The sequence below is a fragment of the Mesorhizobium sp. WSM3873 genome, assembly GCF_001672445.1.
Classification (GTDB): Bacteria; Pseudomonadota; Alphaproteobacteria; order Rhizobiales; family Rhizobiaceae; genus Mesorhizobium.
The window spans coordinates 321,137-343,558 of the sequence record NZ_LYTM01000001.1 but is presented as its reverse complement, the minus strand read 5'-3'; the positions used below and the strand labels follow the sequence as shown (position 1 = coordinate 343,558).

18 protein-coding genes are annotated in these 22,422 nt (G+C 61.8%); 6 read left to right on the top strand and 12 right to left on the bottom strand.

The features are described 5' to 3' along the window. Window positions 1-25 precede the first annotated feature (25 nt). From A9K71_RS01420 to A9K71_RS01400, 5 genes are all read right to left on the bottom strand, one after another. Window positions 26-316, bottom strand: a complete 291-nt coding sequence (locus A9K71_RS01420; protein ID WP_066989358.1) for a hypothetical protein — start codon at window positions 314-316, stop codon at window positions 26-28. After that, the gene (locus A9K71_RS01415; RefSeq protein WP_066989357.1) at window positions 303-1,745 is read right to left on the bottom strand and encodes a type II and III secretion system protein family protein; all 1,443 of its coding nucleotides are present in this window, start codon (window positions 1,743-1,745) and stop codon (window positions 303-305) included. Before A9K71_RS01415 ends, A9K71_RS01420 begins: the two co-directional genes overlap by 14 nt. A gap of 38 nt (window positions 1,746-1,783) precedes the next feature. After that, complete coding sequence (gene cpaB / locus A9K71_RS01410; protein WP_066989355.1) at window positions 1,784-2,821, bottom strand: Flp pilus assembly protein CpaB; 1,038 nt, start codon at window positions 2,819-2,821, stop codon at window positions 1,784-1,786. A gap of 99 nt (window positions 2,822-2,920) precedes the next feature. Further along, on the bottom strand, window positions 2,921-3,160 hold the full coding sequence (locus A9K71_RS01405; protein WP_066989353.1) for a Flp family type IVb pilin: 240 nt from the start codon (window positions 3,158-3,160) through the stop codon (window positions 2,921-2,923). A 56-nt stretch (window positions 3,161-3,216) separates the two neighbouring features. Beyond that, the gene (locus A9K71_RS01400; protein WP_066989351.1) at window positions 3,217-3,456 is read right to left on the bottom strand and encodes a Flp family type IVb pilin; all 240 of its coding nucleotides are present in this window, start codon (window positions 3,454-3,456) and stop codon (window positions 3,217-3,219) included. Window positions 3,457-3,943: 487 nt separating this feature from the next. Here A9K71_RS01400 and A9K71_RS01395 point away from each other — a divergent pair, with 487 nt between their 5' ends. From A9K71_RS01395 to A9K71_RS01375, 5 genes are all read left to right on the top strand, one after another. Beyond that, window positions 3,944-5,329, top strand: coding sequence for a CpaF family protein (locus A9K71_RS01395; RefSeq protein WP_066989349.1), 1,386 nt, complete (start codon window positions 3,944-3,946; stop codon window positions 5,327-5,329). Next, the gene (locus A9K71_RS01390) at window positions 5,329-6,300 is read left to right on the top strand and encodes a type II secretion system F family protein (RefSeq protein ID WP_066989348.1); all 972 of its coding nucleotides are present in this window, start codon (window positions 5,329-5,331) and stop codon (window positions 6,298-6,300) included. The genes A9K71_RS01395 and A9K71_RS01390 overlap by 1 nt, the downstream gene beginning before the upstream one ends. 228 nt (window positions 6,301-6,528) lie before the next feature. Then, window positions 6,529-7,269 carry a type II secretion system F family protein gene (locus A9K71_RS01385; RefSeq protein WP_245299496.1) on the top strand — a complete coding sequence of 247 codons (741 nt, stop codon included), beginning with the start codon at window positions 6,529-6,531 and terminating at the stop codon, window positions 7,267-7,269. 52 nt (window positions 7,270-7,321) lie between these two features. Next, window positions 7,322-7,867 carry a tetratricopeptide repeat protein gene (locus tag A9K71_RS01380; RefSeq protein ID WP_066989344.1) on the top strand — a complete coding sequence of 182 codons (546 nt, stop codon included), beginning with the start codon at window positions 7,322-7,324 and terminating at the stop codon, window positions 7,865-7,867. 5 nt (window positions 7,868-7,872) lie between these two features. After that, window positions 7,873-8,412, top strand: coding sequence for a prepilin peptidase (locus A9K71_RS01375; protein ID WP_066989342.1), 540 nt, complete (start codon window positions 7,873-7,875; stop codon window positions 8,410-8,412). Window positions 8,413-8,420: 8 nt separating this feature from the next. Here the strand turns inward: A9K71_RS01375 and A9K71_RS01370 are convergent, their stop codons facing one another. The 3 genes from A9K71_RS01370 to A9K71_RS31865 form a co-directional block, all read right to left on the bottom strand. After that, window positions 8,421-9,674: an ABC transporter substrate-binding protein gene (locus A9K71_RS01370; RefSeq protein ID WP_066989340.1), complete on the bottom strand. Its 1,254-nt coding sequence runs from the start codon at window positions 9,672-9,674 to the stop codon at window positions 8,421-8,423. 176 nt (window positions 9,675-9,850) lie between these two features. Next, window positions 9,851-10,219: a hypothetical protein gene (locus A9K71_RS01365; RefSeq protein WP_066989339.1), complete on the bottom strand. Its 369-nt coding sequence runs from the start codon at window positions 10,217-10,219 to the stop codon at window positions 9,851-9,853. 72 nt (window positions 10,220-10,291) lie between these two features. Then, the gene (locus A9K71_RS31865) at window positions 10,292-15,403 is read right to left on the bottom strand and encodes an Ig-like domain-containing protein (RefSeq protein WP_066989337.1); all 5,112 of its coding nucleotides are present in this window, start codon (window positions 15,401-15,403) and stop codon (window positions 10,292-10,294) included. Window positions 15,404-15,727: 324 nt separating this feature from the next. Here A9K71_RS31865 and A9K71_RS01355 point away from each other — a divergent pair, with 324 nt between their 5' ends. Beyond that, on the top strand, window positions 15,728-16,729 hold the full coding sequence (locus tag A9K71_RS01355; RefSeq protein WP_066989335.1) for a transglutaminase-like cysteine peptidase: 1,002 nt from the start codon (window positions 15,728-15,730) through the stop codon (window positions 16,727-16,729). Window positions 16,730-16,742: 13 nt separating this feature from the next. Here A9K71_RS01355 and A9K71_RS01350 read toward each other — a convergent pair whose 3' ends face one another. From A9K71_RS01350 to A9K71_RS01335, 4 genes are read right to left on the bottom strand one after another with little or no spacing between them, the layout of a single operon-like run. After that, the gene (locus A9K71_RS01350) at window positions 16,743-17,384 is read right to left on the bottom strand and encodes a ribbon-helix-helix domain-containing protein (RefSeq protein ID WP_066989333.1); all 642 of its coding nucleotides are present in this window, start codon (window positions 17,382-17,384) and stop codon (window positions 16,743-16,745) included. After that, a complete protein-coding gene (locus A9K71_RS01345) occupies window positions 17,374-18,663 on the bottom strand; it encodes an HlyD family type I secretion periplasmic adaptor subunit (protein ID WP_066989331.1) in 1,290 nt (429 codons plus the stop codon). The genes A9K71_RS01350 and A9K71_RS01345 overlap by 11 nt, the downstream gene beginning before the upstream one ends. A gap of 15 nt (window positions 18,664-18,678) precedes the next feature. Next, window positions 18,679-20,811: a type I secretion system permease/ATPase gene (locus A9K71_RS01340; RefSeq protein ID WP_082980288.1), complete on the bottom strand. Its 2,133-nt coding sequence runs from the start codon at window positions 20,809-20,811 to the stop codon at window positions 18,679-18,681. 38 nt (window positions 20,812-20,849) lie between these two features. Further along, window positions 20,850-22,298 carry a TolC family protein gene (locus tag A9K71_RS01335; RefSeq protein ID WP_082953989.1) on the bottom strand — a complete coding sequence of 483 codons (1,449 nt, stop codon included), beginning with the start codon at window positions 22,296-22,298 and terminating at the stop codon, window positions 20,850-20,852. Window positions 22,299-22,422 lie beyond the last annotated feature (124 nt).

Sequence of the window (22,422 nt, the reverse complement as noted above, 5' to 3'; positions counted from 1 at the left end):
ACACCGGCCGCACCGCATCTTCCGATCAGTTCGTTGCACCGCTCCCGCTTGAGCCATTGGTCGTCATGGTCGTAGCCGTAGATATTGGCGGGAGCTTGTACTTCTGCACCGCCGCCACGGATCGCGCACCGTCGCCTTCGATCTTCGTGTTGTTCGAAGCCGGGTTGTACGGATCGACCGTCTGCAGCAACTGGTTGGCCTTCTGCGAGTCGCCAGATGCCAATGTCATCGTATCGTAGTTGTTCAGATAGTCGGCGGCGCAGCCCACAAGCAGGCTGGAGCTGAGAAGAACGAGCAGGAGCTTATTTCTTGACATAGACCAGCTTGTCCTTCGATTTGACATCCAGCATGTGGCCGTAGGGCCCGGTGACGCCGTCGCCATGCTCATATTTGCGGATCATATCCTTGCTGACTTCGAGCTGGCCAAGCAGGAAAAGTTCCGGATCGTTGGAGGGCTTCGTCTTGTCGAATGGCGTTGTCAGCTGCTCGCCGGGCTTCACCGGCCGCACGAGATGCGGCGTGACGATGACGACCAGCTCGGTCTCTTCCTTCTGCGTGCTCGAATTCTTGAACAGCGCCCCAACAATCGGCACTTGCCCGAGCCACGGCACCTGGTTCTGCAACCTGGTGTTCTTGCTGGACAACAAGCCGCCCACCGCGAAACTCTGGCCGTCGCGCAGCTCGACAACCGTCTCCAGCTTGCGGTTGGTAAAGATCGGGTCGCCGGCTGCGGTGAAGCCGGTCAGGTCGCTGACTTCCGGCGCCAGCTTGATATGGATCTTGCCGTCGTCGAGCACGACCGGCGTGAACAGGAGATTGACGCCGAATTGCTTGAATTCGATTCTAACCGCATCATTGAGGACGCTGCGGATCGGCACCTCGCCACCGGCATTGAAGCTGGCGGTCTCGCCGGAAAGCGTGGTCAGGTTGGGCTCCGCCAGCGTACGCACCACGCCCTTGGCCTCGAGCGCCTCAATGATCAAGTCGACCTTGATGTTGTTGTCGATGATACGGGTAATCAATGCAGCGAACGGATTGGTATTGGACAGAAGCCCGGTCAAGATATCCCCGGTCCCAGCCACCACGTCGTCTTTGTCGACCGCTGCGATGCCGGTGCCGGTTCGCGTCGTGCCGCTCCCGTTCGTGCTCCTGAAAGATACACCGAGATCACGTCCGGCGTTGCGCTTGGCCTCCAGGATGCGCACCTCGAGATTGACCTGTTGGCTATCATCGACAGTCACGGAATTGATAACGGCGTCAGGACCATATTGCTGAACGACTTCCACGATGGATGCCAGCGTCGCGGCGTCCTTGACGTGGCCGGAAAGCCTGATCTTGCCGTTGATCGAACCGATCTCGATGCGGGCTTTCGGCGCCACCTGGCGGATCGCGGCCGCCATGTCGCTGACATCCTGACCAACTTCGATCTGAATGGCGCCCAGCGAGCGCTTGTCCTCGGAGAAAAGATTGACGGTTGTCGTGCCGATGCCCTTACCGATGACATAAAGCGTCTTGTCGGTCATAGGCTGGGCGTCGGCGATCTTCTCGTCGCCGACGACAATGTCGCCCAGCGTCGAATTCACCTGGATCGTGACGGACTGCGAGACGGGTACGAACACACGGTGAATGGACGGGTTCGAGACGTCGATAAAACGGTCAGCTGCATGGGCCGGACTGTCAGAAAACACTGACAACGCCAGGAGGAATAGCGCGGCCGCCGCTACCCTCGTGCACAACACCTGCATCCCCGTCTCCCCGATTGCTGCGACTGCAGTCTTCCTCTCTACTTCTGCCGCGGCACGTCGTAGGTCTCAAGCTTCACGCCACGGAACACGCCGATTGTTGCACGCGCCGGCGGTTCCGGCTGCACAAATTTAACGACTTCCTTTACAACTTCCTGCGCTTGTGGTCCGGGAGCAACAGCCGGCTCCGGCTTCACCTTGCTGAGCTCATCGATTTGGCTTCCTACTCGTTCCACAGCTTGAGCGAGCCCATCGATCTTAGCGTCTGCCCGCTTGCGCTCTTCGGCGGCCGCAGCCTCGGCAGCCTTCTGTCTGTCGAGTTCCGCTTGCCGTTTGGCGACATCTTCCGGTGTGTCGCCCGTGAGATCTGAAAGCGTAACCCGTTCGGTCGTCTCGCCGCTGTTGGCCGCAGCCTGGCGAAGCGCCAGCGACAGTTGCCCCGCGCCGGCGGCAAGCGTCAGCTTCTGAGCATCCTTGGTGTTGACCTCGACCGTGACCGCCTTGACGACTGTCGGGCTGTCTTTGCTCTCGTCCGCTACTTGGTCGACGGCGAGAACCTTGACGCTTTGCAGCAATACATCGACAAAACTCTTCTGCGCGCCAGCGTCCTGTGTCGTGCGGGTCAGCAGGATGTCGACCCGGTCGCCGGGAAAGACAAAGCCGGCAACGCCCAGCACGTCATTGACTCTGATGGAAACGGCCTTCATGCCTTCGCCGAGCACCGCCGAAAGTGTTGCGCGTTGGCCCGGGCCGGTGATCTTGCCGGCGAGAACAGGCTCATTGACACCAATCGTTTGCAGGGCTTGCTTGCTGCCTTGGCCGGCCAGCAGATCCTTGGTCGTCTTGAAAGCGCCGGCGGGAACAGCACCTGCGGGCCAGGCAATTTCCTGAAGCTTGTCGGCAGTCAGCGTGTCACCGAACTTCAGCGCCACCGCTGCCACCACCACCGTATCGCGTTTGACATTGTCGGTCTGGGCCATCGCGTTTCGTTGGTTGGCGAGCCAGATGTTGGCGAGCACAACCGCGAGGACGCCAAATACACAGGCGAGGACGATCATAATGACAGTATTAGCGCGCATGAGCCCAACCCCAAAGAAGGCCTGTTGCAATCGGCCGCGTTAGCCCATCGCGGCTCCGTACCAGGCCCGGGCCTGAGGACCCGGGCCTGGGGAATAACGTCAGGTGCCGACGCCAGTACCCTTGACGCAGGTACCGAAAGTACCGGCGGTGCCAGTTGAGCCCTTGCCGTCGAGAATGTCGCACAAGCCACCAAAGCGCCCGCTGACCCAGAGACCGATGGCGACGATCGCCAGGATCGCCGCGCCGGCGATGATGCCGACCAGGATCGAATATTCGACCATAGCAGCGCCGTTTTGGTCATCGCGGAACCGCTTGGCTATACTGATAAGCTTTTCCATTGAATTCTCCTTGGTCAGTCAGGCCCGGACCTGAGGGCCCGGGCCCGAATTGACCATCAGGTGCCGACGCCAGTGCCCTTGACGCAGGTGCCGAAAGTACCAGCGGTGCCAGTGGAGCCCTTGCCGTTCAGAATGTCGCAGAGGCCACCGAAGCGTCCGCTGACCCAGAGGCCGATGGCGACGATCGCCAGGATCGCCGCGCCGGCGATGATGCCGACCAGGATAGAATATTCGACCATGGCAGCGCCGTTTTCGTCGTCGCGGAACTGCCGGGCCATCGTCATGAGCTTCTTCATGCCAATTTCTCCCTTTGGAGGTTTGAACCCGACGAGACGAGCCTAAGGATGAACCCCATACCCAAGCATCCCCCGTCGAATTCAATCCTAGGTCCCGCAAAAAAGCCGAGTCAAACGGATTAACAGTCTCTTAACCCTCCAATACTCGATTTAAGACTTTCTCAATTTTCACAACAGCTTGATTCGCTTCGATTTTCAAGCGATCTTAACCATTCGTTCACAATTCGGCCACGCCCGTGCCTCCGCAGCAACACATTAGAGGTATGTCATATATATTTATATGCGATGGGTTAGATCGCGCTCGACCGCATATGTGGCGACAAAGGTCTTAGGACTTTGGTCGATGGCGTCGAGCGGGGCAAAATAAAACGATTTCTAGAATCTCAATTTCTTAACTATGTCGCAAGTATTGTGTCCTTCAGGCGCTTGTGCCGCTCGTGGTTAACGCTTAGTTTCGACCTCGGGGTAACTAGCAGGGTTCGGTGACATGTTGGGGCGCTTCATCAAAGGACCGGGTGAGCAGCGCGGACCGCAATCGGCGTCCGCGCCTGTGACAGCCAATGGCGCGGCAGTCATACAGCCGATCCAGGCGGAGCCAGCTTCCGACGATTTCCTGTCGCTCAAGGTCGATCTGCATAGGCATCTCATAGACAGGTTCAATCTGACTGCCCTTGAAAATGCATCCAAGGACGAAATCCTGAACGAGATACGGCCTATCGTGCGCGAATTCGTACGCGGTCGAAATGTTCCGCTCAACGCGCGCGAACTGGATCAGTTGACCAGCGACACGGCTGACGAGATGCTGGGGCTCGGACCGATCGAGCCCCTGCTCAAGGACGATTCGATCGCCGACATCCTGATCAATACCCACAACCATGTCTTCATCGAACGCCGCGGCGTGCTCGAGGAGACTTCGATCCGCTTCCGCGACGAGGCGCATCTATTGCGTGTCGTCAACAAGATCGTCTCCAACATCGGCCGCCGTGTCGATGAATCGGCTCCGATGGTGGATGCGCGCCTCGATGACGGGTCACGCGTCAATATTGCTGTGCGGCCGATCTCGGTGGACGGCCCGCTGGTTTCGATCCGCAAATTCTCCAGGAATCCCTACTCGCTTGAACGTCTGATGGCCTTCAATTCCATTCGTCAGCCAATGATCGACTTGCTGCGCATCGCTGTGCAGTCGCGCAAGTCGATCCTGGTTTCGGGTGGCACGGGCAGCGGCAAGACGACTTTGCTCAACGCGCTGTCGAGCTACATCCCGGCCAAAGAGCGTCTGATCACCATCGAAGATGCGGCGGAACTGCAATTGCAGCAGCCGCATGTCGGCCGACTTGAGACCCGCCCGCCCAATGTCGAGGGCAAGGGTGAGGTGCGCCAGCGTGAGCTGGTCAAGAATGCGCTGCGAATGCGGCCCGATCGCATCATCGTCGGCGAGGTGCGCGGCGAGGAAGCTTTCGACATGCTTCAGGCTATGAACACCGGCCACGAAGGCTCCATGACCACCATCCACGCCAACACCCCGCGCGACGCGCTATCCCGTCTCGAACAGATGGTCGGCATGGCCGGCATGCCGATGACACACGAATCTATTCGGGCTCAGATCGCTTCGGCCATCGACATTATCGTGCAGACGCAGCGCTTGTCCGACGGCGGCCGACGGGTGATCTCTATATCGGAACTGACCGGCATGGAGGGGAATGTCGTTCAGTTGCAGGAACTTTATCATTTCGTTCGCCGCGACGTTGCAGCGGACGGCCAGATCATCGGAGAGTTTCGCGCCACCGGCATCCGTCCGCGCTTCGCCCAGGAGGCCGCGACCCTTGGCCTTCATTTCGGCAAGGATGCATTCAATCCGCAGGTTCCGCTCTGATGCTCACCGGACAGACCCTACTCTACTTTGTCTATGTGTTGGCAGCGGCTTCTGTAATCCTCGCCGCCGAAGCGCTATTTGTTTCCTATGCCAGAGGCCGCACGCGAGCCGGGACCATCAATCGGCGGCTGAAACGCCTGGCCGATGAAGCGCCTGCCGAGCAGACCTTGAAAAGTCTGCTGCGCGAACGTGGGCTGACAGACTCCGGTGATTACATCTTTGGCGCCGTTGCACTGAATAGGCTCTACACACAGTCGGGCGTCACTGGAAATCCATTGACATTTGCCGCCATCTTTATCTTGGCAGGACTGGTTGTGGCGTTGCTTCTGAAACTGCTGGCGGGGTTTTCGGCAATCCCAGCTTTGATCGCTTTCATTGTTGTGGGCTTCATTCTGCCACTGCTCTTCCTTCGCCGGGCCCGCAACAAGCGGATCATGAAATTCGCCAAGCAATTGCCCAACGCGCTCGATATGATCGTGCGTTCGCTGCGTGCCGGCCATCCGGTCTCGGTAGCCGTCGGGCTCGTGGCACGCGAAATGCCGGATCCGCTCGGAACCGAGTTTGGCATCGTCTCGGACGAGATCACATTTGGGCTGAGCATCGAGCAAGCGGCTCGCAAACTGTCCGAACGGGTCGGCTTCGAAGGCCTTCATTTGCTTTCGGTATCGCTATCCATTCAGTCCAAGACTGGTGGCAACCTCACCGAAATTCTTGCAAATCTGTCGGCCGTGCTGCGCGAACGGCAAAAGCTCCGAATGAAGATCAGGGCGCTCTCCGCCGAGGGCCGTTTCTCGGCTTGGTTCATCTCGCTCTTCCCGCTGGTCATGTTCGCTATTCTTTGGCTCTCTGCCCCGAGCTACTATGGAGCGGTTTGGGGTAATCCGCTCATCTTCCCGGTTTTCACCATCTTCGGCGTATGGGCCCTGCTTGGTGACTTCATCATGTATCGCATGATTAACTTCGATTTCTGATGGGAGCCGGTCATTAACGTCCTTTCGAACATCCTGAGCTCCGGGCTTCTCATTTCGCTTACCGTTTTTCTTGCCGCGACCGCGCTGTTTCTGTTCGGCGCGCTTGTCTTCCGGCCCGCCTTTCAGACCCGCAAGCTCGTCGGTGAGAGCCTGCTGTCGGAAGGAGGACTGAATCGGCGTTCGCTGGACGCGCAACATCAACTCGTCAGGATTGCGGCCCAGCGACCAGTGGACGCTTATTTCCGCGCGCTTGCGAAAGAACGCGGCGAGCCAAATGCGCTCGAAGCCCGGCTTTTTAGAGCGGGATTTTATCATTCCAGCGCACCAGTCTTCTACACCTTGTCGCGAATCGCCGCAGTCGCCATCGGTTTTCTCGGGTGCTACGCCGGATTGGTGGCTGCTGTTCCGCCGGAAATCCCTGGCTTCATAACGTTCGGTGGCGCCGCCCTGTTCGGCCTCGCTTGTCTAGTCATTCCTAGCATTGCTCTTGATCGTTTCGAGAACGCACAGAGGCAGACCTATCGTCGCGGCTTTCCCGACTTCATGGATATGATGATCACCTGCGCCGATGCCGGCATGAGCCTGGAAGCGGCGGTCGAGCGCGTGAGCCAAGAAATGGCTGGGACGCACAAATGGTTGGGTATTCAGCTTTCGATCATGACTCTGCAACTGCGTGCCGGCAAGACGCTGCGCGAGGCGTTGCGCGAGCTCGCCGACCGCATCGGCCTCGAGGAGGCGCGCTCGCTTGCCGTGCTGTTTCGGCAATCGGAAGAACTTGGCACCAGCCTCACTGAGGCTCTTCGCGTATACAGTGACGAAATGCGAACACAGAGAATCCTTTATGCGGAAGAACGTGCTAATGCACTGCCGGTCAAGATGATGATTCCGCTGGGCATCTGCATCTTTCCGGTGGTGCTCATGATCGTGCTTCTGCCAGTGATCATTCGCATGAGAGGCATTTTCTTCTGAGCAATCGTATGCTTTGGTTCTAAATGGAGTCGGGGGACCCCTGGGGGACAGAATGACAGGGAAAATACGCCTCGCCGCTGCTGCTGGTGTGCTGATCATGTTGCTGGCCGGTTGCCAAACCGATCCCAGCGATGGTGTGGTTCGCACCAATGAGCCCGCCAAAGGTGATTACACCGCCTTTGGCGATACGTTCGATGGGCTCAAGACGATCAGCGACGTCGACTATTATTCTTCGGACCAGGCCGTCACCGAGGCCAAGACCCAATTCCGCTCCGAAAACTACGGCAACGCCGGCGCCCTATTCTACAAGGCGACGCGGCTGGCGCCCAATGATGGTGTCGCCTGGCTGGGCCTCGCCGCCTCTTGCGACCGCATCCGGCGCTTTGATCTCGCCGATATGGCCTATGCCAGGGCCTACCGGCTGCTTGGCGCGACGCCGGAATATTACAACAACCTCGGCTACTCCTATCTTCTGCGCGGCAAGCTGCAGGAGGCGCGTCGCAATTTCCTCAAAGCCTATGAGCTGGCCCCCAAGGATCCGACTGTGGCCAACAATTTGAAGCTCCTGTCGTCCAGCGTTGAGAACATCGAACGGTAGCCGAAATGTTGCTGGCCGCATCGCTTTTGTTCAAGGCATTGGCTATCCTCCTGCTGGCAAGGATCGCCTGGACCGATTTCAGTACGCAGAAGATATCGAATCGTGATGTGCTACTGTTGCTCTGCCTGGGTCTCGCAACATTGCATTTCCATTCGCTGCAGACCGGCTCGTGGCTGGACATGGGTATCAGTGCAATTGGTGGCCTCATCCTTTTCGTCGCGCTCTTTCCATTCTGGCTTTTGCGCAAGGTTGGCGCCGGCGACGTCAAGCTGATGAGCGTAGTGCCATTTCTCATCGGTGGAAGCGACCTGGTTGTATTTTCATTGCTGCTGCTGGTTTTCGCCATTGCTACTGCAATGGTGGTCAAGAATCCCTTCCTGCTGCCGGCAGGCATGTTCCGCCATTATGTGCAGCACTTGGACCGCAAAGGCGTCGTGCCATTCGGCGTGCCGATTTCTGCAGCTTCCATCTGTGCAATAGCATTGCAGATGTATTACTCGCTGATGGTCGCAACCAGCTCCGGAATTTTGCAGCAGCTTAACTAGCCAGCCTTTCAAAACCCCGACGTCGACTTCTCCACCAGCTTCAGTCTACCCTTTTCCACCTTGAAGAACGGCATCGATCTTTGGCTCGAGCCGTCGGCGCGGAAGCGGAACAGGCCGGTCGAGCCGCGGAAGCCGCTGGTGTTTTCCAGCACCTGCTTGGAGAAACCGTTCGGGCCGACCGAGCTTGCTATGCCGGCCGACAGCGCCACCATGTCGTATGCGTAGGCGACGTTGACGTCGGGCTGGTAGTTGTAGGTCGCTTTGAAACGGTCGGCGATCGGTCCGGTCTCGCTCTGGTCGAGCGTCGCGATATAGGCGCCCTCATAGAGCGGATCGATCGGGCGCTCGAGCCAGCGCTCGGTGCCGATCAGGTTCACGGCCTTGCCCGGTATACCCTTCGCCTTAAGCGCCGCCAGCACGGCGACAGGGCTGCCGTCGCCGCTGGCGACGACGACGGCGTCGGGCGCCTCGACCAGCGAGCCCATGTCCGACACCACCTTGGCGGCGTCCGACGCCGAATACGGAAGCGTCACGGCAAGCGTCGCGCCATAGATGCTGAGCGCGTTGGCGACCCGCGCCTCGACAGCGCCGGCGTTCGCGCCCGCCGGCACCAGGAGCACGAATTTCTTGGCGCCCTTGCTGGCGACCGCTGCCGCGCCCGCCGCCGCGCTGTCGGCTTCGCTCAGCCGCACCGCATAGACGCCGGGGCCGCCGGCGAAATTGTCGGCCAGCGCCAGCACCGGCGGCCGCTGCGTGCCGGAGAGCTTGGCAAGGTGCTGTGCCGCTGCAAGCTCGGCCGGCCCGATGACGATTTTCACGCCGCCCGAAGTGATCGCCTTCACCGCCAGGTCCTTGGCATAGCCGCTGTCGCCGCGCGTGTCCTCGATGGTCAGCGTCACCAGCTTGTCGCCGAGATCGGCCATTGCCAGGCGTGCGGCATCATACATCTTCCTGCCGTTCTCGCCCGCGCTGCCGGGGGCGGAGAGCGGCAAAAGCATGGCGATCTTGGTCGAGCCCGTGCCGAGCGTCAGATTGCCCTTGGAAGCGGTCGCTGCGGAACTGGCGGTCAGCTGCGCGGGCGCGGCGGTGTTGGCACCGGCCTGGCTTGCCGGAGCGGCGATCGCCGCGGGATCCAGCACCTCCGATGCGCCGTTCTTCGACTGGCAGCCGGAGATCGCCGCGACAACGGCAAGGGCAAGCGCCGGGGCCATTCCAGGAAAAGTGCGCAGCGGTTTCCCGTCCGCGATTGCGCAAAAACGCATAGCCGGAGCAGTTCCGCGTTTCCCCGAACGGATGAACCGCTCCAACGCTCGCGAAAACCCGCGTCGGAAAAGCCGCGGCACGCCGGCATGCGTGGCAACCCACGCCGGCACGCAAGCGTCGGCCTCGGCGCAGGCTCTCTTGGCCATCATCGCAGCTGGTCGGCGCGCCCGTCAGCTCAGTGCATGTACTCGACCATGCGGTCGTGGAAGCATTCGCACTTGTTGAGGTAGTCCTCGTCCTTGTAGTTGGTCTTGAGATAGCCATAGGCCTTGCCGCAGGCGACCTTGGCTTCCGAGGCCCAGACGAAGGCGGGGCGCGACGAGTTGATCCATTCCGGGCTGTTGGCGACGGCGACCGATTCGTCCATCAGCTTCACCACATGGTCCTTGAGCTCGACCATGTTGTCGGTCAGCACCAGGTCCGAGGTGCCGACGGTGCGGCAATAATTCACCGCCGGCTCGCCGATGATATCTGCGGCAAAGCCGGTCGATCCGGCGAGCAGCACCGCCACGGCCGAGGCCAGCAGTCTTACGGAATGTTTCATGTAAGCCCCTCTCCAAATTGCGAATTCACGGTTCGCTAACGCATAGCATAGCAGCACCGCCGCGCATAAGCACTAAATCGTGGCCGTGTGCTGTTGATGGTTCGAGTCATCATAGAGGATGTTGATCGTTCCGGCCGCAGGCGCGTTCTGAAGAACGGCGACATCGACGAAGTTGGCGCCGCCGGTCGTGCCGTTGGTGTCCACGCTCAGCGTCTTTGTGCCGGCGTCGTAGTGCACGTAGTCGGCGAGATTGCCTCCCACCGGCGTGTCGAACAGCGCTGTCAGGTCGATCTTGTCGCCCTCGCCACCAGGACCCGCACCATGGTAGTCGGTGATGAGATCCTTGATGTCGAGATGCTCGAGCTTGAACGTGTCGGCGCCCGTGCCGCCGGTCAGCGTGTCCTGGCCGGAACCGCCGACCAGCAGGTCGTTGCCGGCGCCGCCGACGAGCGTGTCGTTGCCGGATCCGCCGTAGAGAATGTCATTTCCGTCCATGCCGGTCAGCGTGTCGTTGCCTTGCCCACCAGCCAGGATCGTGTCGTGCCCGTTGATGCCGGTCAGCGTATCGTTGCCGTCCTGCCCCATGACTGTGGTCTTGGTGGCCGTCGCGGCCAGCGAGTCGATGCCGCTTGTGCCTTCGAGCGAGGAGCTCGTCGGATAGAGATGCGCGGTCAGGCTGCCGGAAGCCGTGTCGCCGTCACCATCGGTCCCAGTCACCGGGATCTTGATGTCGAAAGGGGTCTCGGCGTTGGCCGTCGTGAACAGCGGCGACGTGAGCTTGAACGTGTTCGTGCCCGGGAGGCCCGAAATCTCCATTGCGCTGAAAGCGTCGCTGCTCGCGGTCACCGTAAAGGTGTCGCCATTTCCCAGGTTCGTCAGCGTGACGGTGCCGTCGCCGTTGTAGTGTACGACTGGTGCCGTACCTCCGGAGTTGTTCGCAACGGTGACCGTCAGGAACTGGGCGGTGCCTTCGTCTCCGTCGCCGACATATACGTGGTCAATGTCCGCGTTTACGCCCCGTATCATGAGGGTGGCGGCGCCACCGCCACCGGTGTCGACAGTGCTCGTGAAGCTGCTGACCTCATAGTGGTTCGTGAAGTTGCTTCCGGCGACGGTACCATCTGTGGTTGCATTCTGAACGAAATCGAACCGGATGGTCTCTCCACTGCCGATGCTGTTGCCGCCGTCGACACCGAATTCGGAATTGTTTGTATTCACGGTATTGCCGCTATTAGCGGTGACCAAAAGGTCGTTCTGGGTGGCATCGGGTCCATTCAGCACGATCGCCGGGCTGTTGCTACCGCCTGGGTTTGAGAAGCCACCGCTGTTGAACTGATTGCCAGCGAACAGCGACCCGTTTTGCGTGTAGGTCCAGGTATCCGTTACCGGGTCGAGCGTCGCAGTGAACGCTAGGTCACTGCCGTTTGCGACGGAGGTCCGAGCTTCAATCGTATGCGAGTCAACCAGATGGAAGAAGACCTGTTCGCCATTGAGGAAGACGTTCAAACCGTTCGTAGCGGTAACGGCGCCGCCCTCGGTGACGTTGAACACGACATTGCCGACGCCGTCCGCGCCGGCCCCCGACGCGAAGTTCAGATGCTCCGTCAATGTCGAGTGCAACGAGTCCGGCAGATTGATGCCGTCGCCGACGAACGGCATTGGGGCATCGTCCAGGACGGTCAGGTTGACCGCGCCGGAGACATGATCGCCGCTCGTGTCGGTTGCCACCACCTGCAGGCCGTTGACGGTGATGTTGCCGGAGCCGGCCGCATGCTGCAGCTGGTCGGTCAGCGTCGCGGTGACCACCGGGGTCAACGTGCTGTTCGGGCCGGCGCTGGTGTTCGACAGCGCCAGATAGATGGATGGCCCAAGATTGGTGACGCCATGCATGAGCGTGCCGACCAGTTGGCCGCCGACGAGAGCCCAGCTGATCGAATACCCAGCCGCCATGCCGGAAACCGTCGGAGCCACCCAGTTCGGATCTCCTGTCGGGTTGGCGAATGCGACGCTGATCGCTTCGCCCGTGGCGTTGAACGTAATGCCGCTGCTGGCCTGTGCGGTCTCGCCGCGGCTGCTCGGGTTGGTGCCGGTCACGACGCCCGGCTGCAGGTCGGCCGGAGCCGTGGCATCTAGCGTGGTGTCAAGCGCCGCTTCGTTGACGGTCAGCGACACGGTGCCGCCGCCCGTCGGAACGGTGTTGGTGTTGACGTTCACCGTGACTGTCGCCGTAGAGGTGTCGCCGTCTCCGTCCTTGATGGTGTAGGTGAAGGTATCGGATCCTACATAAACGCCGGTCGGCGTGTAGGTGAAGGTTCCGTCGTTGTTGTAGACGACGGTTCCGTGAGCCCCATTGGTGGTCATTATCACGCCGGGCGTTGTTGTCGCCACGCCATCGGCACCAAAAACGTCGTTGCTCAACAGGCCGGTGAGGGCCGTGGGCCCGGTGATGGGCGAACCCCAGGTATCGGCATGCGCCGTCGGCACGTCGTCGACGATGTTGATGACCAGGTTGCCGGCCGGCGCGCTGTCGCCGTCGGCGTCCGTCACCCCGACCGCGAAGCTGACGCTGGTATTGTCGCCCGAGGTGTTGGTGGCGAGCGTGTAGGAGTAGCTGATGGTGCCGGCGCCGGTGGCCGCGTCATAGACATAGCTTGCCGTCAGCGAGCCGGTGGCGTCGGTGAAGGTCTGCGGCACGCCGCTCAGCACGTGGCCGCCGAGCGAGACGGTCTGGATGCCGTCGGGCGAGGTGAAGCCGATGCTGCCGGACGTGGTCTCGGAGGTGTTGGAGTTGTTGTTGGGATTGCCGTCGGCGATCTCGCCGGAGCCGGCCGGCAGTCCGCCATGCGGCGGCAGGCCCGCTTCATAGACGGTGGTCGAGGCAAGGCCCGGCGCCGGGATGCTGTCGCTCGGCGTGGAGTCGCCGATCGTAATCGTCAGCGTGGTGTGCGACAGGTCGCCGTCGCCGTCCTTGATGGTGTAGGTGAAGACGTCGTTGACGCCGCCGGGCGTGCCGGCATTGCGGACGTAGCTGTAGTCGCCATTGGCGCCGAGCGTCAGGTCGCCATAGGTGCCGTGGATGACCGTGCCGACGGTCGCGGCATTGTCGAGGTTGGCATTGGTGTTGCCGGCGGCAACGCCGGCCACGCTGGCGCCGTCGGCGCCGAGCACGTCGACGCCGGCGACCGGCGAGGTGGTGCCGACCGCCGTCAGCACGTTGCCGCCCTCGGCGCTGAACTGGTTGGCGGCGACGCTGTCGGTATCGGCATGCGCCGTCGGCACGTCGTCGACGATGTTGATGACCAGGTTGCCGGCCGGCGCGCTGTCGCCGTCGGCGTCCGTCACCCCGACCGCGAAGCTGACGCTGGTATTGTCGCCCGAGGTGTTGGTGGCGAGCGTGTAGGAGTAGCTGATGGTGCCGGCGCCGGTGGCCGCGTCATAGACATAGCTTGCCGTCAGCGAGCCGGTGGCGTCGGTGAAGGTCTGCGGCACGCCGCTCAGCACGTGGCCGCCGAGCGAGACGGTCTGGATGCCGTCGGGCGAGGTGAAGCCGATGCTGCCGGACGTGGTCTCGGAGGTGTTGGAGTTGTTGTTGGGATTGCCGTCGGCGATCTCGCCGGAGCCGGCCGGCAGTCCGCCATGCGGCGGCAGGCCCGCTTCATAGACGGTGGTCGAGGCAAGGCCCGGCGCCGGGATGCTGTCGCTCGGCGTGGAGTCGCCGATCGTAATCGTCAGCGTGGTGTGCGACAGGTCGCCGTCGCCGTCCTTGATGGTGTAGGTGAAGACGTCGTTGACGCCGCCGGGCGTGCCGGCATTGCGGACGTAGCTGTAGTCGCCATTGGCGCCGAGCGTCAGGTCGCCATAGGTGCCGTGGATGACCGTGCCGACGGTCGTCGTGTTGTCCAGTGATGCGCCGGTGTTGCCGACCGCGACACCAACCACAGTCACATCGTCAGCACCCTTGACGTCGGCACCTGCCGGGTTGCCGTCGCTTCCCGCGCCGGTGATGACGTTGCCGTCGATCTCGGTATGCGAGCCCGACGGCACCACGTCCGTATCGGCCACCGCCGTTGGGACATCATCTATGATGTCAATGGTGAGTGTGCCGGGAGGTGCGGCATCGCCGTCGGAGTCGACGACGCCAACCCCAAAGCTGACGCTGGTGTTGTCGCCCGAGGTGTTGTCGAGCAGGGTGTAGGAATAGCTGATGGCGCCGGTGCCCGTGCCCGCGTCGAAGGAATAGCTTGCCGTTAGCGAGCCGGTGGCGTCGGTGAAGGTCTGCGCCGCGGTGGTCAGCACATGGCCGCCCAGCGTGACCTGCGATACGCCGTCCGGCGACGTGAAGCCGATGGCACCCGAAGTGGTTTCGGAGTTGGAGGCGGAATCCGAGCCAGCCGGTTCACCGTTGCGCGCCGGCAGGCCGGCTTCGTTGACGCTCGCTTCGCCAATGGTCCCGATCGACGGCGTGGAGTCCGGCTTAAGCAGGGACGGGAACAGGTCACGGTTCTCCGGCTGTCCGAACGCCAATGCCGTTGGCGGCAAAAGTGCCGACAGACCGAAGCCGTCGCCGATCCCGCCAGGCGGCACCGAGAAGTCTCCGCCGGCGCTGCTTGGCGAGCCATTTCCGCCGGCCGAGATCGAGCCGTCGGCGCCGAAGGCGACATCGACATGGCTGGCTTCGAGCGCGGCGATCAGGGCAACGCGCGGCACCTCGACATCGCCGATGATGAAGGTCGGTACGTTGAGCGCGCCGTCCTTGATGACGATCTCGGCGCCGTCCGGCTGCACCAGCACCAGATTGTGCCCGTCGACCTTGATGTCGTCGATCGAGACATTGGCCGGAAGCTTCACGACATTGCCGGCCTCGACGTGATATTCATGCGCAACGTTCGAGGCTGCCGTGTTCGGTGCTGGCGCGTTTCCGGCAGGGGCGTTGGCGGCAGGAGCGTTGCCGTCCGCCGCCGGCCTGGCTGTGCTTTGTGCGTTCTGGGCGTTGCCGTCGCCCTTTGCCGGCGCGCCGCTTCCCGCATCGACCGGCACAGGTTCGCCTGCCGCTGGTGCCGTCTGGCCGCCGGAGGCCTGGGCGACTTGGACGCCCGAAATGACACCCGAAATCGGCTGTTCGCCGACAGTCGCGTGCTCGTCCGAGAAATTTGAAACGGCGTCGAATTCGATACTGGTCGTCATAGCTCAAGCCCCCTTCGGCATTTCCCGGCAAGAGACATGCGGGGCTCGAACTTTGCAACACACCTCCAATCTTTTTGATATACTTGAATATGTAGGGATTTGCATTTTTTACACTTGGTAAATCGCAACGATATATCCAATTATATATCTTCAGGGGCGCCGCCGAACCGGCTGGGGAGCGCGGCGGCAGTTCGACAAATTCAAGTATAAATTTGAATAAAATTTGAGACAAAGCAGAATAGATTGATTCGCGGAAACTTACCCACCTTCCTTTCCGATAATTTGAGACAAGATCGCTAGCGTCCACAGTCAAAGGTGGGCGTCATGAAAATACAAAAAGCTGCCTCGTCGGCGTCGAGGGTCAAGGTTCTGCTGCTGGCAATCGGCCTGGCCGGTCTGCCGAATGCGTCGTCGGCCAGCGCGATCTCCGTCGCAAGTCCCGCCTCTCAAACGCTACCTGCGCCGGCCGATCTCGGCGGCGTTTCGCTGGCCAGATTGCAGCCATGGCAGCCTGTTGCCGCCTACCGGGTCGGCGGTGCCGCCAGTGCCTATGCGCCTCTCGAAGTCCGCCCGGCGTCAGGTTCTGCGAGTGGAGAGGCTACCCTCGGCGTCGATCCGATCCGGATCGACCCGATCCAGGTTGACCCGATCCAGACTGGGGCGATTATTCCCGGCGTGTTCGGGTCGATCGCCTTGTCCATGCGCAACTTCCCGGTCGCCGCGCGCTGGGCCCCCGTCTACAAGGCGATCATCGACTGCACGGCCGGAAGTGCCTGCGATCGTGAGAACGCTGCGTTTGGCGAGATCGTCGGCATTGCAGCCAACAAGACTTTTCGCGACAAGCTGGACTTCGTCAACAGCAGCATCAACCGGCTGATCGCCTATCGCAAGGACAGCGTCGTCTACGGCAAGCTCGACTACTGGGCGAAGCCGTCGGAGATCCTCGAGCATCGCGCCGGCGATTGCGAGGATTTCGCGATCCTGAAGATGGCGGCGCTGTTGCGCGCCGGGATCCCGGCGCAGAGCATGTCGCTCGTCGTGCTGCAGGATCGCCGCCGGAAATTTTTCCACGCGGTGCTGTCGGTGAGCACCGGAAGCGGCACCTTCATCCTGGACAGCCTCAGCAACGTTGTGGCGATGGACCGCGATCTTCCCGATTATGTCCCGCTCTATTCATTCAGCACCGACCGAGCCTGGATCCACGGCACGAAAGCCGGCGCACAGATCGCCGACATCGCCGGTGGTTTCGCGACAGTGGCGCCCGGCGAAGGCGCTTCGCCCGATGTGACGGTCACGTCGGCAGGCTCCGGTTTCGGAGCGAAGTAGGCGGCTTGCCTCTTCAACCGTTGAAGACGAACGCCATCAACAGCTCCGGCTCTGTGACCGGCGCGCGCACCGCGCTGAGCTGGCCCCTGTAGCGGCGCTCGCCGGCGCCGATGACGAAGCCGGTGGTGACGGGTGTCTCGCCATTGGCGTCGAGCCGGGCAAAAACGTCGACGACGTTGAGGTCCAGCGCCAGCTTGAGGTCCTGCCTGCCATCGTCGCCCGGCGCGTTCGGCAGCTGGCGCCTGACCAATTGCTGGAACGGGGCATTGAAGGTCAGGATCTTCTTCGACGAAGACAGCGCGAAGGCGGGCGAGGGGCAGGCGACCAGGATCGCGTTGATGGTCCGGATCGAGGCGAGCTTGCGCAGTTCCATGCTTTCCTCGGCAAGGCCGCGCATGCATGCGACCCGGATCGCCGATGTGAGATTGCCCTGGTCGGGATGATTTTCGGCGATCTCCTCGACCAGCATGCCGATCGTGCATTTGCGGTTTTCGGCCATCTGCTTCAGCGACACCCAGAAGGCTCGCTCCAGCCGGATGCCGCGGCGCACGCCGCCACGCGCCACGACGCGGAACTCCGGGCCGAAATCCTCGGCTGCGAGCGGCGGCAGCAGCCGGTCGCGCGGAGTGTCGGGGCGTGCGGCGCTATCGTTCACTCATCGCCTCCTGGCGCGCCTTGTTGATGGGCTTCAAAAGATAGTTGAGGATCGTCTTGCGCCCGGTCTTGATATCGACCGAGCAGATCATGCCGGGGATAATCGAATAAGTCTTGCCGTTCCTTTGCAGCGTGGATTTCTCGGTCGCGACGCGCACTTGATAGTAGGGCTCGCCCGTCTTCTGGTCGACCAGGCTGTCGGCGGTGATGTTGGAGACCTTGCCTTCGATGCCGCCGAAGATCGAGAAGTCGTAGGCCGTGACCTTGATCAGCGCGTCCTGGTCCGGCTGGATGAAGGCGACGTCGCGCGGCGAGACCCGCGCCTCGACCAGCAGCGTCTCCGAGGTCGGCACGATGCCGGCCACGACCGCGCCCGGCTGGACGAAAGCGCCGAGCGTGTTGACATCGAGCGTGTTGACGATGCCGTCGACAGGCGAACGGATATCGGTCCGCGCCACCTTGTCGGTGGCGCCGCGAATGGTTTCGTCCACCACAGAGAGGTCCGCCAGCGCCTGCGTCAAGTCGCTCAATGCTTCCTGCTGCAATTGCAGGCCGAGCTCGTCGACTTGAAGCTGCGCCTCGGTGATGGCCGCCTTGCTCTTCTTGATGGTCTCTCCGGCAAGGTTGAGCTGACCGCGGAGATCGGTCTGCTCCCGCTCGACGCGTATCTGTTCGGTCCTGGCCATCAGGCCTTTCTTGACCATCGATTCGACCAGCGCCGTTTCCTGGTCGCTGACGGCGAGGCTCTTGGAAAGGCGGTCTGAATTGGCGGTTGCCTCGTCCAGTTCCTTCTCGCGCTGATCGAGACGCGACTTCAGCACGGAAAGCTTGACTTGGAAGTTGTCCCGGCGCGCAACGAGCAGCTTCTGCTCGTTGTCGCAGATCTCCGGGGCAGTCTTCTGGATGTCGGACGGACAGGGGAACGCGCCCTCGAGATTGCCGCTCTGCTCGAATTTGAGCCTGGCAATGCGCGCCTGCAACGCCCGCGCCTTGGCCTGCTCTTCACCCAGGCTCGAGGTGTTGCCTGTGTTGTCGAGGCGGATGATCAGATCGTTCTTCCTGACGGTCTGGCCGATCTTGACAGCGATTTCCTGGACGACGCCGGCTTCGCTCGCCTGGATGATCTGCGTCTTGGAAGCGGGAATGACCTTGCCGTCGCCGCGCGCGATCTCATCGACCTCGGCAAAGGATGCCCAGGCGGTGAAGGCCACGAACAGTGCCCCTATGATGTATACGGACGCCGAAGCGAAAAGCGGCGGCCGGTCGTCTTTTGCTAACATTCCCCAACGTCCCGGTCAGGCATTCGCCTTTTGCAATGCCTGGATGACTTGTTCCTTTGCTCCGTCCGCGACCACGCGCCCCTGCTCGATGACTATGAGGCGGTCGACCAACTCCAGCATGCTGTAGCGATGGGTCGATACGATCAGCGTCGTGTTGCGGTCGAACGCCACCTTGAGCTGCCTGATCAACTGCCGTTCCGAGGCCAGGTCCATCGAACCCGACGGCTCGTCCAGGAACACGATTTTCGGCTTGGTCAGCAGCAGCCGCGCGATCGCCACGGCCTGCCTCTGGCCTCCCGACAGATTGGTGCCACGCTCGCCGACATTCATGTCGTAGCCGCGCGGATGGCGAGAGACGAAGTCGTCGACGCCCGCGGCCTTCGCCGCATCGATGATCTCCTCGTCGGTCGCGTCCGGCGCGGCCATCAGAAGGTTTTCCTTGATCGTGCCCGAAAACAGGTCGCCGGCCTGCGCGACGATACCGACCGCGGCACGAACTTCGGACGGGTGGTATTGGCGGATGTCGATGCCGTCGAGCAGCAGTTCTCCGGACGTCGGCAGGAACAGCCGGCCGATCAGGCGGCCCATCGTGGTCTTGCCGGAGCCGATGCGGCCGATGATGCCTATGCGCTCGCCGGGGCGGATTGCAATGTTGAGCCCGTTCAGAACCTCGTTTTCGGTGCCTGGATAGGCGAAGCCGACATTCTTGAACAGCATCGCGCCGCTGCGGATCGGCCGGTTGACGAAGCCGACCGTGTCGGGCCGGTCCTCCGGCTGCGACATGATCGTATTGACGATCCTGAGCGACAGCACGGCTTGCCGGAAGCGGGAGAGCGTGATGGCGATCTGGCCGAGCGGCGCGACCGCGCGGCCCGCCAGCATGACCGTGCCGATAATCGCGCCCGTCGAGACCTGGCCTTCCGAGAAGGCATAGGCGCCGGCAACCACCAGGGCGACGGTGACGAATTGCTGGATGGCGCCGGTGATGTTGCCGGCAGCGGCGGAAAGCTCCTTGATCTTCTCCGAGGTGTTGGCGGCGTTCTTCGAGTGCTCGCCCCATTTGCGCAGCAGATAGGCCTCGGCGCGCAGCGACTTGATCGTCTCCAGCGTGGAAATGGACTCGACCAGGAGCGCCTGGCGCTGGGCAGATTCGTTCATCGAGGCGGCGACCCGCCTGCCGATGCGCCTCTGTGTCACCAGACCGACAATGACGGCGATGACGAAGGCGAGCGCCGGTATGCTCACCAGCCAGCCGCCAATAGCGTAGATGACCAGCAGGAAGACGAAGACGAAAACCGTGTCGATGAAGACGCTTATGGTATTCGAGGTGAAGAACTCGCGCACGAACTCATATTGTGTGACACGATTCGCGTATTCGCCGGTCGATCCCGGCCGCGCCGAAAGCGACGAGTTGAGCACTTTCTCGAACAGCAGATAGGAAATCCTGAGATCCGCCTTGCGCCCGGCATAGTCGATAAGCGAGGCACGGGCCGTCTTCAGCAACAGGTCGAACAGGATGGCCGCGCCGATCCCGAGCGCCAGCACCCAGAGCGTCGAGATCGCCTTGTTCGGCAGGATGCGGTCGTAGACGTTCATGGTGAAGATCGGCGAGGCGATCGCCAAGAGGTTGATGAAGACCGCCGACAGCACGACCTTCGAGTAGGTGCGCCAGAACGTCCCCATCGTTCCGGTCAGCCAATGACGTCTTTCGATCCTCGGCGCCGTGCCGACCGTCATCTCCTCGGCGGTGTTGGCATAGGTGATCGAGAATGAGGCGCCACCGCTGATGTAGCTCTCGGCAAGCTCCGATTTGCCGATCGTGGTGCGGCCGTTTTCCTGCGGCGCCGTTAGAAATTGCCCGGTTTCCGTTTCGGCGAGCAACGCAACCGGGAGTTGGCTGGCGCGAAAGACGATGGCCGGAAGATCGATCCGGCCGCGCACGAAATCGCGATGGTTGAAGGCCTGGACCTCGAGACCGATCCGTTCGGCCAGATGCCTGATGTCGTCCGGCTCGATGCGCGTGTCCGAAATCGGCACCCCGGCAAACAGCACGGTCTCGGCGCTCGGTCGGCCGAGATAGGCTGCAATCGCCGAGAAGCAGGCTTTGAAAGCCTCCTTGGGCGAGATGATATTAGGTTGCTGGTTCACGATCCGCCCGAAGGACCAGAGATCGATGCTTACATCGGCTACTTCTTCCTGACCGGCGCGAGGATGTCGAACGGCAGATCGTTCTTCTGCTCCGATGGTGTGCGCGCATAGGTTTCGGTATCGGCTGTCGCCGGCGTGCCGAATTCGCTACGCGCGTAGGCGGCTGCCTGCTTGGCCGGCTGGATGTTCAGTGTCTTCAGCAACTCCCCGGTCGCGGCCAGCAGCCGGTATTGGGCAAACAGCGACGCGTAGGACGAGGTGTCGGCCAGCGTCGCGGTGTTGAAGCGCGTGTTCTGCGCATCCAGCACGTCGAGCAGCGAGCGCTGTCCGACCTTGAACTGCTCGCGGTAGGAGGCAACCAGCCTTTCGTTGGTTGCTGCCTGCAGCCGCAGCGTCTGCGCAAGTTCCGCCTGGCGGAAGCGGCGGTCCCAAGATGTGCGGACGGCTTCCTCGATCTCGCGCAGCACCTGATGCAGCGCGAGGCGCTGCTCGCTGGTGCGGCGGATCTGCTCCTGCTCGTTGGCTTTGTCGATGCCGCCGCGATAGAGATTCCAGCGCAGCACCACCCGAGCCTGCAGGTCGCTGGTGTCGCCGTCGTCGCCGTCGATGTCATAGCCGCCCCGTGCGACACCCTCGGCGGTAATGGTGGGGCCGTATTTCGCCCGCGCGGCGTCGACGAGCGACGCGGCCGCATCGATGTCGCTGTTGGCCATGTGGACGCGCGGATTGTTCTGTCTGGCAAGCCCGATCGCGTCATCGAGCGAGCGCGGCAGCGCGCCGGCCACATCGGCCGGCCGCGACGGATTGGTCAGCGGCTTGCCGACATTCTTGAAGAAGCGGATCTTGGCCGCTTCCAGTTCCTCGGTCGCCTCCTGCATCCGCGCCTTGGCGGCGTAAAGCCGCTCCTCGGCTTGCTGCCGGTCGGCATCGTTGAGCGCGCCGCCCGCGATGCCTTGCTTGATGTCGCCGAGTATAGACTGATGGAAGCCGAGGTTCTTCTTCGCTTCGGCGACGATCGACGCCTGCAGCATGTATTCGAGATAGTCCTGGACGACGGCAAGCCCGATGAATTCGGACCGTTCCAGCACCCTGAAGGAAGCTCCGTCGACGCGCGAGGCCTGGCGGTTCAATTCGGCCCGTCTCGCGCCACTGTCATAGAGCGTCTGTGAGACGGTGAGGTCCGCTTCGTTTGGATAAAGCGCGTCATGGTCCTCGTCGAGCGCTCGCCGGGAGTCGTTATCCAGACGGCGGACGCCGGTCGACGCTTCGAGATCGACGCTGGGAAGATAGAGCCCTTTCGCCTGGCGCAGCTCGAATTCGATGGCTTCGCGGTTTTCGATCGCCTGCCCAATCTCCGGATTGGATTCGACCGCGACTGCTACAGCTTCCTTGAGCGTGAGTGCGCTGGCGCTTCCGCAAGCCAGCATCGACACCGTCATGGCAAGCGCAAGGCGCCAGCCGACGGTCACTTTACCCGTCCTGGTCATTTCTACCCCGTGACTATCCCCGCGCCTTTTTGTTTTTGTCAGCGCTTATTTCGCCCAAGCCTGCCACCGGAGCTTGCAACGAGTATCTAGCAGATTTTTCGCGGATGGGAGGACTTATTGATTT

Bases quoted from the DNA above. Each gene is read 5' to 3' on its own strand.
- A9K71_RS01395 (WP_066989349.1), top strand. From the start codon at position 3,944: ATGTTGGGGCGCTTCATCAAAGGACCGGGTGAGCAGCGCGGACCGCAA.
- A9K71_RS01355 (WP_066989335.1), top strand. From the start codon at position 15,728: ATGAAAATACAAAAAGCTGCCTCGTCGGCGTCGAGGGTCAAGGTTCTG.
- A9K71_RS31865 (WP_066989337.1), bottom strand. From the start codon at position 15,403: ATGACGACCAGTATCGAATTCGACGCCGTTTCAAATTTCTCGGACGAG.
- A9K71_RS01335 (WP_082953989.1), bottom strand. From the start codon at position 22,298: ATGACCAGGACGGGTAAAGTGACCGTCGGCTGGCGCCTTGCGCTTGCC.
- A9K71_RS01390 (WP_066989348.1), top strand. From the start codon at position 5,329: ATGCTCACCGGACAGACCCTACTCTACTTTGTCTATGTGTTGGCAGCG.
- A9K71_RS01420 (WP_066989358.1), bottom strand. From the start codon at position 316: ATGTCAAGAAATAAGCTCCTGCTCGTTCTTCTCAGCTCCAGCCTGCTT.
- A9K71_RS01405 (WP_066989353.1), bottom strand. From the start codon at position 3,160: ATGGAAAAGCTTATCAGTATAGCCAAGCGGTTCCGCGATGACCAAAAC.
- cpaB (WP_066989355.1), bottom strand. From the start codon at position 2,821: ATGCGCGCTAATACTGTCATTATGATCGTCCTCGCCTGTGTATTTGGC.
- A9K71_RS01370 (WP_066989340.1), bottom strand. From the start codon at position 9,674: ATGCGTTTTTGCGCAATCGCGGACGGGAAACCGCTGCGCACTTTTCCT.
- A9K71_RS01380 (WP_066989344.1), top strand. From the start codon at position 7,322: ATGACAGGGAAAATACGCCTCGCCGCTGCTGCTGGTGTGCTGATCATG.
- A9K71_RS01365 (WP_066989339.1), bottom strand. From the start codon at position 10,219: ATGAAACATTCCGTAAGACTGCTGGCCTCGGCCGTGGCGGTGCTGCTC.
- A9K71_RS01375 (WP_066989342.1), top strand. From the start codon at position 7,873: ATGTTGCTGGCCGCATCGCTTTTGTTCAAGGCATTGGCTATCCTCCTG.
- A9K71_RS01415 (WP_066989357.1), bottom strand. From the start codon at position 1,745: ATGCAGGTGTTGTGCACGAGGGTAGCGGCGGCCGCGCTATTCCTCCTG.
- A9K71_RS01345 (WP_066989331.1), bottom strand. From the start codon at position 18,663: ATGTTAGCAAAAGACGACCGGCCGCCGCTTTTCGCTTCGGCGTCCGTA.
- A9K71_RS01400 (WP_066989351.1), bottom strand. From the start codon at position 3,456: ATGAAGAAGCTCATGACGATGGCCCGGCAGTTCCGCGACGACGAAAAC.